This window comes from Actinacidiphila acididurans, assembly GCF_016918855.1.
Lineage (GTDB): Bacteria > Actinomycetota > Actinomycetes > Streptomycetales > Streptomycetaceae > Actinacidiphila > Actinacidiphila acididurans.
In genome coordinates, this window is sequence record NZ_JADKYB010000013.1 from 213,101 (window position 1) to 227,368 (window position 14,268).

The following is a 14,268-nucleotide window of genomic DNA, read 5'->3' on the forward strand; positions in this document are numbered from 1 at the left end:
CTCGTACCGGCGCGGCGTCAATCCCCTGTGCCGCCTTCAGAAAGTGAACCCGGCGCCGGGCGCGGGACGGTGCGGTGAGCGCTCTCCCGAAGGCCCGTCCTCGCGGCGTTGCGGATCCGCCTGGTGCGGCCGTGCTCGGCGAGGATCTCCAGGGCGGTGGCGTTCGGTGTGGCGGCCGCTTTGCGCTGGAGCCAGTCGGACGCGGCGAGCAGGGCGTCGGAGCACCAGGGCCGGCGCAGGGCGATGGCCCGGAGGAGAGCCCATTCCCGCAGGCGGCGGGCCAGGAAGGGGCGGCCGGTGGTGGCCCGGGCCATCGATTCCGCCCAGGGTTCCCAGGCCGGGCCGAGGTGGAGGTCGCCGGCCCGGCGGTCCAGGTGGCGTACGACGGCGGACTCGGCCATCACCCGGTCCGGATCGCGCAGGACGGCGCCGACCAGGGCGGCCTCGTCGGCGTCCGCGACCTGCTCCAGGTCGCGCAACCAGGCGGCGAAGCGGAGGTGTTCGGCGGGCTCGTCCGGGGCGGCGTCGTGCGGGTCCATGCGGCGCTATTGCGCGGTCAGCAGTTCATGGACCGGGAGGGTGGCCGCGCCCAGGGCGACCGCTTCGGGGCCGAGGCGGCCGAGGTCGAGGCTGGTGGCGGCGGCCATGTAGTCGAGGGCGTGGCGGCGGACCGCGTCCTGGACGGCGGGCAGCATGGCGGGGCCGAGGGTCGCGCTGGTCCAGCCGGACAGGATGACGCGGTCGGGGCTGAGGAGGTTGATGAGGTTGGCGATGCCGATCCCGAGGTATTCCGCGGCGCGGCGGACGGTGTCGGCGGCGGCTCCGGGGTGCGCGGCGGCGTCGCCCAGGGCGGTGATCCGGGCCTCGGAGCCGGTGCCGGGCAGCGCCGGGGCGCCGGGCAGCGAATCGTAATGGGCCAGAATCGCGTCGGCGCCGACGTAGGCCTCCAGGCAGCCGCGCGACCCGCAGCGGCACGGCGCGCCACCGGCCTCGACGACGGTGTGCCCCCACTCGCTGGTGGTGCTGGTGACTCCGCTGGGCGAGCCGGTGGCGACCGCGGCGCCGACGCCAACGGCGAGCAGGGCCACGATGGCGCGTTCGGCCCCGCGCCCGGCGCCCCGCCACATCTCGGCCTGGCCGAGGGTGCGGGCGCAGTTGTCCAGGTGCAAAGGCGCGGCGACGTGCGGCTTGATCAGGGTGTCGAAGGGCACGCCGGACCAGCCGAGGGTGGGCGCGTGCACCAGGCCGTCGGGCAGTACGGTGCCGGGCACGCCGACACCGACGCCGAGCAGCCCGGCCGGGTCGGCGCCCGCCTTGGCGGTGACCTCCTCGATGCCGGCGGTGACCAGGCCGGCGAGCACCGCGGGGTCGGGGGCGCCCTCGTCGATGGGGTAGGTGGCGGTGGCCAGCGTGTCGTCCAGGGTCCAGTCGAACAGCCCGACCTCGACGTGGGTCTCGCCGATGTCGACGCCTGCGACCTGCGCGTATCCGGGCCGTACTTCCAGCAGGGTGCGGGGGCGGCCACCATCGGAGTCGAGCAGGCCGGCCTCGGCGACCAGGCCGTCGGCGACCAGGTCGGTCACGACGTTGCTGACGGTGGCCGAGGACAGGCCGGTGGCGCCCATCAGGTCGAAACGGCTGGCGGGGCCGTGCAGGTAGAGCCGGGCCAGCACGGCCGTACGGTTGTGCCGGCGCAGATCTCTGGTGGTCTGGCGCCCGTCGCGCTTCACCGGGATCCCCCTCACGATGTCCGCACCGGCGCCCCGGCGGACCGGCCGGACCGCCCGGGACGAGGGGTCGGCCGACGGTGACGCCGCGGATCCGCTACGTGACACGACATCCCCCGTCGGATCGCCCTACAGGCACATAGTGCCAGATCGGGGACGGACCGACGCCGGTGTGGGAGCGCTCTCCGAACGGCCGGTAGCCAGCCGCTCGCGCAGAGATCCGATGCCTGGCCGCCGGTAAGGGCGGGCGGGCCGCCGCCGCGGGCAGGGGCGCGGACCGCGGGCGCGGCGGCGCCGGCGGGTCAGACACGGCCGGTGCCGCGGTAGAGGTCGAGTTCGCCGTCGAGTTCGACGGCCAGCACGGTGGCGTGCGGGTCGAGATCGGCGGCGGCGGGTGCGTCGATCCACAGCACGCCGGGCACCTCGCCCAGGCCGCCGGTCACGTGGTGGCCGAGTGCGGCGCCGGTGCCGACCACGGACACCCTGCGTACCGCGTTGCGCAGGCCCCGCACGGACACGGTCTCGCGCGGGGCGTCGAAGCAGGTCAGGTACAGGGTGCGGCGGTCGGCGGACAGGGTGCCGGGACCGTAGTGGTGGCCAGCCGGGGGCCCTGCGACGGTGCCGTGGACGGCGTCGGTGTGCCGGGCGATCCAGGCGCCGAGCCCTTCCAGGCGGGCGGTCTGCTCGGGGGTGATGGTGCCGTCCTCGCGGGGGCCGACGTCGAGCAGCAGGTTGCCGCCGGCGCCGATGGTCTCGGTGAAGTAGCGCACGAGCTGGCCGACCGACTTGTGGCGGTGGTCGTGGTGCTGGTAACCCCACGAGTCGTTGACGGTCAGGCACAGCTCCCACGGGCCGTCGGGCGCCCGCATCGGCACGCCCTGTTCGGGGGTGGCGTAGTCGCCCCGGCTGAGCATGCGGGCGTTGAGCACGGTGTCGGGGCGTACGGCGAGGATCCGGGCGGCCAGTTCGTCGATGCCCCACTGCTCCTCGGCGCGTTCCCATTCGCCGTCGAACCACAGCAGGTCGGGGCGGTAGCGCTCCATCAGCTCCTGGACCTGGGCGTCGCGGTAGGCCAGGAAACGGCGCCAGGCGGGGTCCTCCGCGCCCGGCTCGGGGGTGCTGAACCGGTTGTCGTTCACCGCCACCTGCTCGGGGTCCGGCGCGGGATGGCGGACCGTCGGGTAGTCCGGGTGCGACCAGTCGGAGTGCGAGTAGTAGAGGCCGACCCGCAGGCCGTGGCGGCGCAGGGCGTCGGCGTATCCGGCGAGCAGGTCGCGGCCGGCCGGAGTGTCGCGGGCCACGGACAGGCCGTCCTGCGCGGTGTCCCACAACGCCACTCCGTCGTGGTGACGGGCGGTCAGCACGGCGTACTTCGCGCCGGCCCGCTTGAAGAGCGCCGCCCAGCTCTCCGGGTCGTAGGCGGCGGCGGTGAAGGAGCCGAGCTGCTTCATGTACTCCTCCCTGCTGAGCTGCCCCTGGTAGAACGACCACGACTCGGGCACGCCGGCCACCGCGTAGATGCCGTAGTGGACGAAGATCCCGAGTTTGGCCTCGGGAAACCAGGGCTGCATGGGCATGGGAGCGGTTCCTCGACTGGACGACGACTGGACGATTCATCGGATGTGTGGTGGTTCGAGCCGAGCCTAAGCCGGCCTCCCATCGGTGATCAATCCCCGCCGGGGCGGGGCGCCGGGGCGGTACGGCGAGGCCGGCGGCGACCGCTCCCCGCGGAGGCGGTACGGGCGCGGTACGGACGGGGCGCAGGTGCCGTACCGCGGCGGTGCCGGTGCCGGGCCGACCCCGCACCGGCCCCTGGCCGAACCTCGCACCGACCCCGCGCCGGGACGGCCCGGGGGCCGGGTCGGGCCGCAGGTCGGAGCTCCGGAGAGCGCTCTCCGCTCACTTCGCCAACCCTTCCGCCCCCGGCGCACCCCGTCAACCCTGCGCGGGGGCGCCCACGTTCCCACTCAGCGGCCCGCTCCCCCACTCCCGCCTCCGCCCCACTGCGCCCCGCCCTCCGCCTCACCGTCCCGAGCCCGGATCGAGCCGGACCCTTGACACCCCGGAAACGCCGGGGCAACCTCGGGGCGACTGGGAGAGCGCTCTCCCGCTCTCCCAGCACAGAACCGCCGGCGCCTCTCCCCCCACCCGCTCCGGCCCCGGCCCCGTCCCCTCCATGACCCTCCGACCCTCCCCCCAACGGAGTGACATGCGCGCACCATCCCTGGCCCCGCCGCTCCGCGCCGCCGTTCTCGGTCTGGTCGCCGTGGCGCTGGCCGTATACGCCTTGGCCGTTCCCGCCGCGCCGGCCCGCGCGGCGGACTCGCTGCTGTCGCAGGGCAGACCCGCGACGGCCTCCAGCACCGAGGGCGCCGGTTACGCGGCCTCCGCCGCCGTGGACGGCGACGCGGGGACCCGCTGGGCCAGCGCGTGGAGCGACCCGCAGTGGCTCCAGGTGGACCTGGGTGCCACGGCCACCATCGACAAAGTGGTCCTCAACTGGGAGAACTACGGGACGGCGTACCAGATCCAGGTGTCCGGCGACGGCGCCTCGTGGAGCACCGTCTACTCGACGACCACCGGCACCGGCGGCGTGCAGACCCTGACGGTCTCCGGCACCGGCCGCTATGTGCGGATGTACGGCACCACGCGTGAGAACGGCTACGGCTATTCGCTGTGGGAGTTCCAGGTGTACGGCACCCCGGGCGGCACCGGTGGCACCACTGGTGGCACGACCGGCGGCACGGGCGGTACGACCGGCGGCACCGGCACCCCGCCGCCCGGCAACTGGACCACGGTCTGGAGCGACGACTTCAACGGCTCGGCCGGCGGCGCCCCCAACGCCTCCGACTGGATCACCGACACCGGCACCGGCTACCCGGGCGGCCCGGCGGCCTGGGGCACCGGCGAGGTGGAGACGGCCTCGGCGGCGCCGGCGAACGTGGGCCTGGACGGCAGCGGCCACCTCGACCTGACCGCTCTGAAGTCGGGTTCGGCCTGGACCTCGGGCCGGATCGAGACCAGGCGCACCGACTTCGCGGCGCCGGCCGGCGGCCAGTTGCAGGTCTCGGCGACCGTGAAGCAGCCGAACCCGGCAAAGGCGCTGGGCTATTGGCCCTCGTTCCGGGCGATCGGCGCCGCCTACCGGGGCAATCTCTCGGCGTGGCCGGGGGTCGGCGAGAGCGACATCATGGAGGACGTCAACGGCCGCGACCAGTTGTCGGCGACCTTCCACTGCGGCACCGCGCCGGGCGGCAACTGCGCGGAGTACAACGGCCTGACCAGCGGCCTGGCGAGCTGCGTCGGCTGCCAGGCGGGCTACCACACGTATGCGGAGGTGGTGGACCGCACGCTGTCGGACGAGCAGATCCGGTGGTACCTGGACGGCCGGCAGGTCTGGCAGGTCAGCGAGTCGCAGGTGGGCACCGCCACCTGGAACGCGGCGGTGCACCACGGGGTGTTCCTGGAGTTCGCGCTGGCGATCGGCGGTTCGTACCCGAACGCGGTGTGCGGGTGCACCTCGCCGTCGGACGACACCTCCTCCGGCGGGACGCTGAGCATCGACAACGTGACGGTCTCCACCGCGACCGGCACCACCCCGCCGCCGCTGGCCGACCCGCCGGTGCCGTCCGGGGCGAGCAACGTGCACGTCACGGGTTCGCAGGGCAACTGGCAGCTCACGGTCGACGGCAAGCCGTGGCAGGTCAAGGGCGTCACCTGGGGTCCGGCGACCTCGACGGCGGACGCGCACATGCGGGACCTGAAGGCGCTGGGCGTCAACACGCTGCGCACCTGGGGCACGGACGCCTCCAGCAAGCCGCTGCTGGACGCGGCGGCGGCGTACGGCATGAAGGTGGTCAACGGCTTCTGGCTCAACCAGGGCGCGGACTACGTCAACGACACGGCGTACAAGAACAGCGTGCTCAGCGACGTGCGGAACTGGGTGACGACGTACAAGGACCATCCGGGCGTGCTGATGTGGGACGTGGGCAACGAGGTCATCCTCACCACCCAGGACCACTACAGCGGCGCGCAGGTCGAGCAGGAGCGGATCGCGTACGCGCAGTTCGTGGAGCAGGTGGTGCAGGCGATCCACGCGATCGACCCGAACCACCCGGTGACGTCGACCGACGCGTGGACGGGGGCGTGGCCGTACTACAAGCAGTACACGCCGTCGCTGGACCTGTACGCGGTCAACTCCTACGGCGCGGTGTGCAATGTGCGGCAGGACTGGATCAACGGCGGCTACACCAAGCCGTACATCGTGACCGAGTCCGGTGAGCCGGGTGAGTGGGAGGTGCCGGGCGACGCCAACGGGGTGCCGAACGAGCCGACCGACACCCAGACACGCGACGGCTACACCTCGGCGTGGAACTGCATCGCCGGGCACACCGGGGTCGCACTGGGCGCGACGCTGTTCAACTACGGCGAGGAGAACGACTTCGGCGGGGTGTGGTTCAACCTGCGCCCGGGCGGCTGGAAGCGGCTGTCGTACTACGCCGTGGCGCGGGCCTACGGCGGCAGCCCGCAGGCGAACACCCCGCCGGTGATCGGCTCGATGACGCTGAGCAACACCTCCTCGGTGCCGGCCGGGGGCACCTTCACGGTCGGCGCGCCGGCCACCGACCCCGACGGCGACCTGGTGCGTTACCAGCTCCTGTACTCCTCGAAGTACGTGGACAGCGGCACCGGGCTGCAGCAGGCGACGTTCACGCAGACCGGCGACGGGCAGTTCACGGTCACCGCACCGAAGACACTCGGGGTGTGGAAGGTGTACGTGTACGCCTACGACGGGCACGGCAACGTCGGGATCGAGACCAGGTCGCTGCGGGTGGTGGCGCCGCCGGTGGCGGGCACGAACGTGGCGCTGGGCCGCCCGACGACCGCCTCGTCGTACCAGCAGACCGGGACGGGCGCGCCCTACCCGCCGTCGAACGCGACGGACGGGAAGTGGGACACCCGGTGGGCGAGCGACTGGAGCGACCCGCAGTGGATCCAGGTGGACCTCGGGCAGACGACGGCGATACGGCACGTGCAACTCGGCTGGGAGGCGGCGTACGCGAAGGCCTACCAGGTGCAGGTGTCGTCGGACGGCTCGTCGTGGACGACCGTGTACAGCACGGCGTCCGGCGGCGGCGGGGTGGACACGCTGGACGTGTCGGGCTCCGGGCGGTACGTGCGGGTGACGATGACGCAGCGCGGGACGACGTACGGCGACTCGCTGTACGAGTTCGGCGTGTACGCCTGATCCGGCCGGCCGGTCGGGCGTCTGTGGCTCCTCGGGTGCCCGGGGTTCTCCCCGGGTTGCGCGGGGGTGATGAAGGGGTGAAGCGGATCACGTCCTGACCGTGATCCGGGGGCGAGGTGCGGCGGGCTGCTGTGGGCCGCCGCACCCCGCCCCATCTGCGCTCGCGCGGCGTGGCGTACTCGGGAGAGCGCTCTCCGACGTGGTATAACTGCACCATGACGAGCAGCCGCCCGGCCGGCCAGCGACCGCCCACGCTGGAAGACGTCGCCAAGGAGGCGGGGGTGTCCCGGGCGACGGTGTCGCGGGTGGTCAACGGCACGCGCAATGTCGATCCGGAGATCCAGCGGATCGTGCAGGAGGCCGTGGCGGCGACGGGTTACGTGCCCAACCGCGCGGCGCGTTCGCTGGTGACCCGCCGCACCGACTCGGTGGCGCTGATCTTCTCGGTGCCGGACCACCAGGCGGCCGACGACCCGTTCCTGGGGCAGGTGTTCAGCGATCCGTTCTTCGGCCGGATAGTGGGCGGCCTGCTGACGGTGCTGCGGCCGCGCGGGGTGCACCCGGTGCTGATGCTCGCGGACTCCGACGACGCCCGGCACAGCCTGGTCTCGACGCTGCGGCAGGAGCACGCCGACGGAGTGGTGCTGGTGTCGATAGCGCCGGGCGACCCGCTGCCGTTCATGCTCACCGAGGCGGGGCTGCCGACGGTGCTGTTCGGGCGGCCGCCCACCCCGACGCCGGTGAGCTACGTGGACATCTCGCAGCAGGCGGGCGCCCGGCTGGCCGCGGACCACCTGGTGGCGCGCGGCTGCCGGCGGATCGTGACCATCGCGGGCCCGTACGACTCGGCGGCCGGGCAGGAACGGCTGACCGGGTTCCGGCAGGCGATGGCCGAGCACGGGGTGGCGTACGTGCCGAGCGTCGAGGGCGGCTTCACCCAGAAGGGCGGCGAGGGGGCGATGCGGGCCCTGCTCGCCGAGCAGCCGGACCTGGACGGGGTGTTCGTGGCCAACGACCTGATGGCACAGGGCGCGCTGCTGGTGCTGCGGGACTTCGGACGGCGGGTGCCGCAGGACGTGGCGGTGGTCGGGTTCGACGACAGCAGTGCGGCGCTGGCGGCCCGGCCGCTGCTGACCACGGTGCGGCAGCCGGTGGAGGACATGGCCGCCGAGATGGCCCGGCTGCTGCTGGCGCTGATCGACGACCCGGAGCACCGGACCCGGTCGGTGATCTTCAAGACGACGCTGGTGGCGCGCGAGTCGGCGTGAGCGGGGGCGGGGCGCTCCCCGGGGCGCGGGAGAGCGCTCTCCTGATCGCTTCAGCCTGGTCGTTTCAGGAGTTACGGTCGCGGTGTCCGCCGGCCTGCGCGCGGGAGCTACACGGCGACGCGGCGGTCCGTGGGGCCGCCGGTGCCGGCGCGGTCCTCGTTGGGCACCACGATGGCGGTGACGACCAAACCGTCGCGGACGATCCAGCGGCCGCTGAACACGTCGGGGCCGGTGCCCTCGGCGAGCAGCGGGCCGGGGATGAGCAGCCGGGCGGTGTAGGTGCCGCGGTCGGCGGCGCCGGGGTCGCGGGCGAAGAGGAGTTCGGCCTCTTTGAAGCCGAGCATGCGCCGGTGGTAGGGGTACCACGCCTTGTAGACGGTCTCCTTGGCGCTGAACAGCAGCCGGCCCCAGTGGAGGGCGGGGGCGACGGCGGTCAGGTCGTCCAGGGCGGCGCGTTCGGCGGGGGTGGACAGCACCAGGTCCAGGACGCCTTCGGGCAGCGGGCCGTGCGGTTCGGCGTCGATGCCGAGGGTGAGGATGTCGGTGGCGCGGGCCACGGCGGCGGCGCGGTAGCCGTCGCAGTGGGTGATGCTGCCGACGACGCCGGCCGGCCACTGCGGGGCGCCGCGCTGCGGGTCGCGCAGGATGGGGCCGGGTTCGGTGCCCAGGGCGGCGAGCGCGGCGCGAGCGCAGGCGCGTCCGGCGGCGTACTCGGCGCGGCGCTTGGCGACGGCCTTGGCGACGTGGACGGCTTCCTCGGGGAACAGGGGGGCGTCGTCGAGTTCGGTGCCGTAGGCGGCGCGGGAGCGTACTTCGGCGGGCACCAGGTGCTCGATCACCGGGCCACCCCCTGGCGGCCGGCCATGATGCGGCGCGGGCCGGAGGGGCCGGCCGGGCGGCGGCCCCATTCGCGCGGGTAGCCGAGGGAGACCTCGGTGAAGCGCACGTTGTCGCGGTGGATCACCCGGGGGATGTGCAGGTGGCCGTAGACGACCTCGGCGGCGCGGTAGCGCAGGTGCCAGTCCTCGGTGAGTTCGGTGCCGCACCACAGGGCGAAGGAGGGGTAGTGCAGGACGGCGGTGGGGTCGCGGCGCAGCGGCCAGTGGCTGGCGAGGACGGTCTGCAGCGACGGGTCGAGGGCGTCCAGGCGGCGGGCGGTGGCGGCGACCCGGGCGCGGCACCAGTCGTCGATGGCGGGCAGCGGGTCGGGGTGCAGGAAGTACTCGTCGGTGCACACCACGCCCAGCTCGCGGGAGTGGGCGAGCGCTTCCTCCTTGGTGGTGGCGCCCGGGGTGCCGTCCCGCCACGTGTAGTCGTAGAGCGTGAACAGCGGGCAGACCGCGACCGGCCCGGTGGGGCCCTCCCACAGCAGGTAGGGGTCCTCGGGGGTGTGGACGCCGATCCGGCGCAGTTCGGCGACCAGGTGGTCGTAGCGGGCCTGGCCGCGCAGCGGGAGCGGGTCGCCCTGCGGGGTCCACAGCTCGTGGTTGCCGGGCAGCCAGATCACGGTGCCGAAGTTGTTCTTCAGCGTGGTGAGCGCCCACAGGATGTCGGTGGAGCGCTCTCCCACGTCGCCGGCGACGATCAGCCAGTCCTCGTCGGTGTCGGGTCTGAGGTCCTCGACGATCGAGCGGTTCGCCTCGTATCCGACGTGCAGGTCACTGATCGCGAGGAGCTGCGCCCCGCCCGGGGCGCTCACCGCTCCGCCCGGCCACGTGGAGGTCTATGCACGTGAATCATTCTCCCAGACCGGGGGCCGGTGGCCAAGTACGCTCCGGCCTGGGGGAATGCGGGTCGCGGGGCTACGGGGCGGTCCGGGCGGCGGGCCGGGGGGAGCGCTCGCCGGCCAGTTCCAGCAGCCGGGCGCGGGCCGCCGGGTCGCCGTGGTCGAGGTGCACGGCGGTGGCGGTGGCGGCGTCGACCAACCGTTCCAGGTCGGCGACGCGCCCGGTGGCGCCCCGGGAGTGCCGGGCCAGCGACGGCAGTTCGGCCGCGGCGAGTTCGGCGGCGCTGCGCGCGTGGGCCAGCGACCGGTAGGCGGCGCGGCGCAGGGCGAAGCGGTGCTCGCGGTCGCCGGGGCCGTCCAGGACGTGTCCGAGGTAGGCGTCGGTGGCCGCGGCGGCGTCGGTCAGCCGGGCGCGGACGTCGGCGCCGCGCCGTACCGGCCACGGCAGGTGGCCGACGAGCAGCACGATGGCGCAGGCGAGCAGGGTGTCGCCGATCCGGTTCCAGTACGCGCCCTTGTCGCCGCCGACGGTGACGAAGGCCAGCGCCATGAGGGTGACCACGCCGGTCTGCGCGGCGAAGTGCCGACCGGCGACCGGGAGCGCCGCGGAGCAGGCCAGGGCGAGGGCGTAGGGCCAGGGGCCGCCGGCCGGCAGCGCGGCGGCCGGGACGGCGAAGAGCAGGGCGCCGGCGACCGTGCCCAGGGCGCGGTTGATGGCGCGGGAGGCGAGCGGGCCGAGGTCGGGCTTGACCAGGAAGACCGCGGTGACCGGCAGCCAGTACCAGTGGTGCGGGTGCAGGGCCTGCGCGGCTGCGGTGCTGGCCGCGACGCAGCCGGCCACACGCACCCCGTACTCCCGTCCGGCCGGTCCGAACACGCGACGGGCCGCCGTGCGCAGGGGCGCCGGGTCCTCATGCGCGGCCGGCCGCGGATGGCGCGGCATCCTCGCCGGGGGTGTGGAGCCGAACGCCACGGCGGCCCGCAGCAGGGCGTCGTCCAGCGCGCGCAGCCCGGGGCCCTCCCGCAGCGGCGCGGGCAGCGGCCCGGGCAGGGTGCCGGAGCGTACGGCGGCGGCCAGCCGGCGCGGGCCCTCGGCGGCGCGGGCGGGCACAAGGGCGGCGGCCCAGGTCAGGGCGGTGGCGGCCTCGGCCAGCGGCAGGACGGCGGTGAACCGGGCGCGCAGCAGGCGTTCGGTGGCGGTCGGCCGGTGCCACCGGCGGGGTGCGGCGAGCGCGTCCTGGGCGCGGTCCAGGGCGGCGGTCAGCGCGGCCCGGCGGGCCAGGGCGTGCGGCCCCCCGGCGGCCGCCAGCAGGTCGGCGACCGCGTCATAGGCGGCGGCGACCGCGGCGCGCTCCCCGTCGAGGAAGTCCAGCCGGGCGCCGGGGGCGGGCAGGGCCACCCGCAGCAGCACCGTCCAGCAGGCGCCCGCCAGGAAGAGCGCGGCGCGCTGCCAGGCGGGTTCGGGCAGCGGCATTCCCGCGGCGAGCACGGCGGTGATGAGGAACTGGGTGCCGGCCGTCGAGGCGACCGGGCCGGCCGCGCTGAGCGCTCCCGCCACGAGGGCGAGGCCGGTCAGCGCGAGGGTGAGCAGGGGCGAACCGCTCAGCGGGGTGCCGGCGAGCATCCCGACGGCTCCGGCCAGCGCGGGCAGGCCCAGGTGCGGGACGGAGCGGCGGCGGCTGCCGGGCCGGTCGGCGAAGGTGGTCAGCATCGCGCCGAGCGCCGCGATCACCCCGCTCGTCGGGTGGCCCGCGGCGCCGCCGACGGCCAGCAGCGCCCCGGCGCTCAGGGTGCTGCGTACGACGGCCTGCCAGGGGACGGGGCCGCGTTGCCAGTGCAGGGTGTGGGCGAGCCAGACGGGCAGCGTGAATCGCTGTACGCGCATACGGGGAGGGCTCCTGAGGGGCTGCGGGCGGAGGGTCTCGCCTGCGGACGACCTCGGCCCGGCGGTTCCTCCATGGTACGGGGCGGCGTGTAACGCTCCGGCGCGCCGCGTGTGCCGGTCCGGTGACACCTGGGGCTCGCGTACGGCGGGTCCGTACGGCCTGTCCCCCGTCGGTCGCTCCGGGCTGCCGGGAGGGGACGTGTCGGGAGCGGACCACCGCGCCGGCCGGCCGCATCGGAGGCGGGAAGCCCCAGGCGATCCGCGGGAAAGTCGTTTCCTGCTCCGCACACCTGTTTGAGATCATCCGGGCATGACGGTCGGCGAGTTCGGCGAGTTCGAGGCGCACATCACCGTCCGCTGCCCCGACGGTGCCGCTGCGGCGATCCGGCTGGCGCGGTGGTCGGCCGAGCGGGGCTGGAAGTTCACGCACATCGTGCTGGCGCGGGGGCGCGTGCCGTCGCAGCCCATGGTCACGCTGCGCGGCCGCGGGTCGTACGAGGAGCAGGTGCGCGTCTGCCGCCGGGCCGCGGGGGCGCTGCGGGCGGCGGGTTTCCCGCCGGTGCGGGTGAAGATCGAGGTCCCGCCGTGGGATCCGGTCGTGCCGCGCTCCGACGCGCAGGCGCTGCTGCCGGGCGGCCTCGGCGGCCGGGCCGACGGCGCCGGCCGGTACTTCGAGCATCACCTGAAAGTGCTGCTCACCCCGGGTGCCCCGGACGCCGCGGTGCTCCTGGACGCGCTCACCGCGACGGCTGTCGCCCATGACGCGCACGTGTCGTGGAACGCGCGGCGGATCCGTGCCGGCACCGGCCGCGAGGAACGGTTCGTCACCCAGCGCTGCCACGGGGTCGGGCTGCCGACCGCCCGGGCACGGCTGGCGGCGCTGAAGCGCTCGGTGGTGGACCTCGGCGTCGAGATCGCCGAGGTGGAGCAGGAATTCGTGGTCCACGACAGCAACCTGGCAGTCGACGAAGGGTGGATCGTCATGACGGCGGACGAGGCGGCGCGGCGATGAGCAAGAGCTGGGAGTCCCTGGGCACGTGGCAGCAGCGCGTGCCGCGCGGGCCCCTGACCGGGGAGGAGCTGGCCCGGCTCCAGCTGCCACCGACCCTGCGCCGGATCGACGACGAGAGCGCTCTCCAGCGGCCGGTCTTCGATCCGGCGCTCAAGCACCACGCCAACGCCTTCCGCGCGAGCGACCCGGACTTCGCGGACCCGGCCGCCCGGACGGCGTGGCTGACGGCGCGCCGCACGGCGATGGACCTCGTGCTGGCCTCGGTCGCCGCCTCGCCCTGGCGTGATCATCTCGTGCTGCGCGGCAGCGTGCTGCTCGCCCAGTGGTTCGGCGACGCCGCGCGTGAGCCCGGTGACCTGGACTTCGTGGTCGTGCCCGCGCAGTGGCGGCTCGAGGAGGACCGGACCGCGGCGATGCTGGACGGCATCGCGCGGGGCGCCGAGCGGGCGGCGTCGGCGTCCACGGCGTCCTCCGCGCCGGATCAGGCCGTGCGTTTCGATGCGCGGGACGCGGTGAGCGAGGACATCTGGACCTACGAGCGCGCCCAGGGCCGACGGCTCGTCCTGCCGTGGACCTGCGGCTCCACCGACGGCGTCGTCCAGCTCGACTTCGTCTTCGGCGAGCCGCTGCCGGTGCCGCCGCGGGAGGAGACCGTCGGCGGCTCACGCCTGCTCGGGGCCACCCCCGAACTCTCGCTCGCCTGGAAGCTCCTGTGGCTGGCCACCGACATGCACCCCCAGGGCAAGGATCTGTACGACGCGGTGCTCCTGGCCGAGCACTGCCGGGTGGACTACGGGCTCCTGGGCTCGGTGTTCATCGCGGCCGACCCCTATTACGCCGCACGCCCGGTGACGCCCGAGGTGACGGCCGAGATGTCTCCCGACTGGGAGTGGCGCCATTTCGCCGCCGAGTATCCGCATCTGGCGGGCGACCCGGCGGAGTTGCTCGACCGGCTGCGTTCCGCGCTGGCGCCCACGTTCCGGGCCGCCCTGGAGGCACCCCGCGGCCCGCACCGCTGGTGGTCCGCCCAGTGGCTGGACGCCTGCCGAGCGGTCCACGCCGCGGGCGGTCTCGACGGTCTGCTCACGGATCTGGCGGCGCAGCGGGCGCCCGCTGCGGTGGCAGCCGCCGTGGTCCGCGAATTTCTCGGCCCGGACACCTGCGACCCCGCACGGGCGGTCGGCCTGGTCCACGAGCACCCGGCCTGGTCCTCCTCCGCGGATCTCTACGCCCGGCGCCTGCCGCCCGGATCCGCCGAGAAGCTGATCGAGGCGGTCGCCGCCATGGACATCGGCGCGTGACACGCGCACCGCATGCGCCCGGCGCCGCGAAGGGGTGGGGAGAGCGCTCTCCCCACCTCTCCCCACCTCTCCCCACCCCTTCCCACCCCTTTACGGCCCTT

10 protein-coding genes are annotated in these 14,268 nt (G+C 74.5%); 4 read left to right on the forward strand and 6 right to left on the reverse strand.

Annotation, left to right across the window (positions count from 1 at the left end; all coding sequences use genetic code 11):
- Nucleotides 1–17: 17 nt before the first annotated feature.
- The 3 genes from ITX44_RS24175 to ITX44_RS24185 form a co-directional block, all read right to left on the reverse strand.
- Nucleotides 18–539: a hypothetical protein gene (locus ITX44_RS24175; RefSeq protein ID WP_205359440.1), complete on the reverse strand. Its 522-nt coding sequence runs from the start codon at nucleotides 537–539 to the stop codon at nucleotides 18–20.
- 6 nt (nucleotides 540–545) lie between these two features.
- Nucleotides 546–1,730, reverse strand: a complete 1,185-nt coding sequence (locus ITX44_RS24180) for an ROK family transcriptional regulator (protein ID WP_307795462.1) — start codon at nucleotides 1,728–1,730, stop codon at nucleotides 546–548.
- A gap of 299 nt (nucleotides 1,731–2,029) precedes the next feature.
- On the reverse strand, nucleotides 2,030–3,304 hold the full coding sequence (locus ITX44_RS24185) for an alpha-L-fucosidase (protein ID WP_205359441.1): 1,275 nt from the start codon (nucleotides 3,302–3,304) through the stop codon (nucleotides 2,030–2,032).
- 632 nt (nucleotides 3,305–3,936) lie between these two features.
- On the opposite strand from ITX44_RS24185, the gene ITX44_RS24190 reads away from it, so the two are divergent.
- Together ITX44_RS24190 and ITX44_RS24195 are read left to right on the forward strand one after the other, a co-directional pair.
- Nucleotides 3,937–6,975, forward strand: coding sequence for a discoidin domain-containing protein (locus tag ITX44_RS24190; RefSeq protein WP_205359442.1), 3,039 nt, complete (start codon nucleotides 3,937–3,939; stop codon nucleotides 6,973–6,975).
- Between the two features lie 215 nt (nucleotides 6,976–7,190).
- Nucleotides 7,191–8,243 (forward strand): LacI family DNA-binding transcriptional regulator, encoded by a 1,053-nt coding sequence (locus ITX44_RS24195; RefSeq protein ID WP_205359443.1) that lies wholly within the window; start codon nucleotides 7,191–7,193, stop codon nucleotides 8,241–8,243.
- 107 nt (nucleotides 8,244–8,350) lie between these two features.
- Here ITX44_RS24195 and ITX44_RS24200 read toward each other — a convergent pair whose 3' ends face one another.
- From ITX44_RS24200 to ITX44_RS24210, 3 genes are all read right to left on the reverse strand, one after another.
- Nucleotides 8,351–9,082 (reverse strand): 4'-phosphopantetheinyl transferase family protein, encoded by a 732-nt coding sequence (locus ITX44_RS24200; protein ID WP_205359444.1) that lies wholly within the window; start codon nucleotides 9,080–9,082, stop codon nucleotides 8,351–8,353.
- On the reverse strand, nucleotides 9,079–9,942 hold the full coding sequence (locus ITX44_RS24205; RefSeq protein WP_205359445.1) for a metallophosphoesterase: 864 nt from the start codon (nucleotides 9,940–9,942) through the stop codon (nucleotides 9,079–9,081). The genes ITX44_RS24200 and ITX44_RS24205 overlap by 4 nt, the downstream gene beginning before the upstream one ends.
- Before the next feature lie 103 nt (nucleotides 9,943–10,045).
- A complete protein-coding gene (locus ITX44_RS24210; protein ID WP_205359446.1) occupies nucleotides 10,046–11,854 on the reverse strand; it encodes an FUSC family protein in 1,809 nt (602 codons plus the stop codon).
- Between the two features lie 310 nt (nucleotides 11,855–12,164).
- On the opposite strand from ITX44_RS24210, the gene ITX44_RS24215 reads away from it, so the two are divergent.
- Together ITX44_RS24215 and ITX44_RS24220 are read left to right on the forward strand one after the other, a co-directional pair.
- On the forward strand, nucleotides 12,165–12,866 hold the full coding sequence (locus ITX44_RS24215; RefSeq protein WP_205359447.1) for a hypothetical protein: 702 nt from the start codon (nucleotides 12,165–12,167) through the stop codon (nucleotides 12,864–12,866).
- Nucleotides 12,863–14,167 carry a nucleotidyl transferase AbiEii/AbiGii toxin family protein gene (locus ITX44_RS24220; RefSeq protein ID WP_205359448.1) on the forward strand — a complete coding sequence of 435 codons (1,305 nt, stop codon included), beginning with the start codon at nucleotides 12,863–12,865 and terminating at the stop codon, nucleotides 14,165–14,167. The genes ITX44_RS24215 and ITX44_RS24220 overlap by 4 nt, the downstream gene beginning before the upstream one ends.
- The last annotated feature ends 101 nt before the right edge of the window (nucleotides 14,168–14,268 follow it).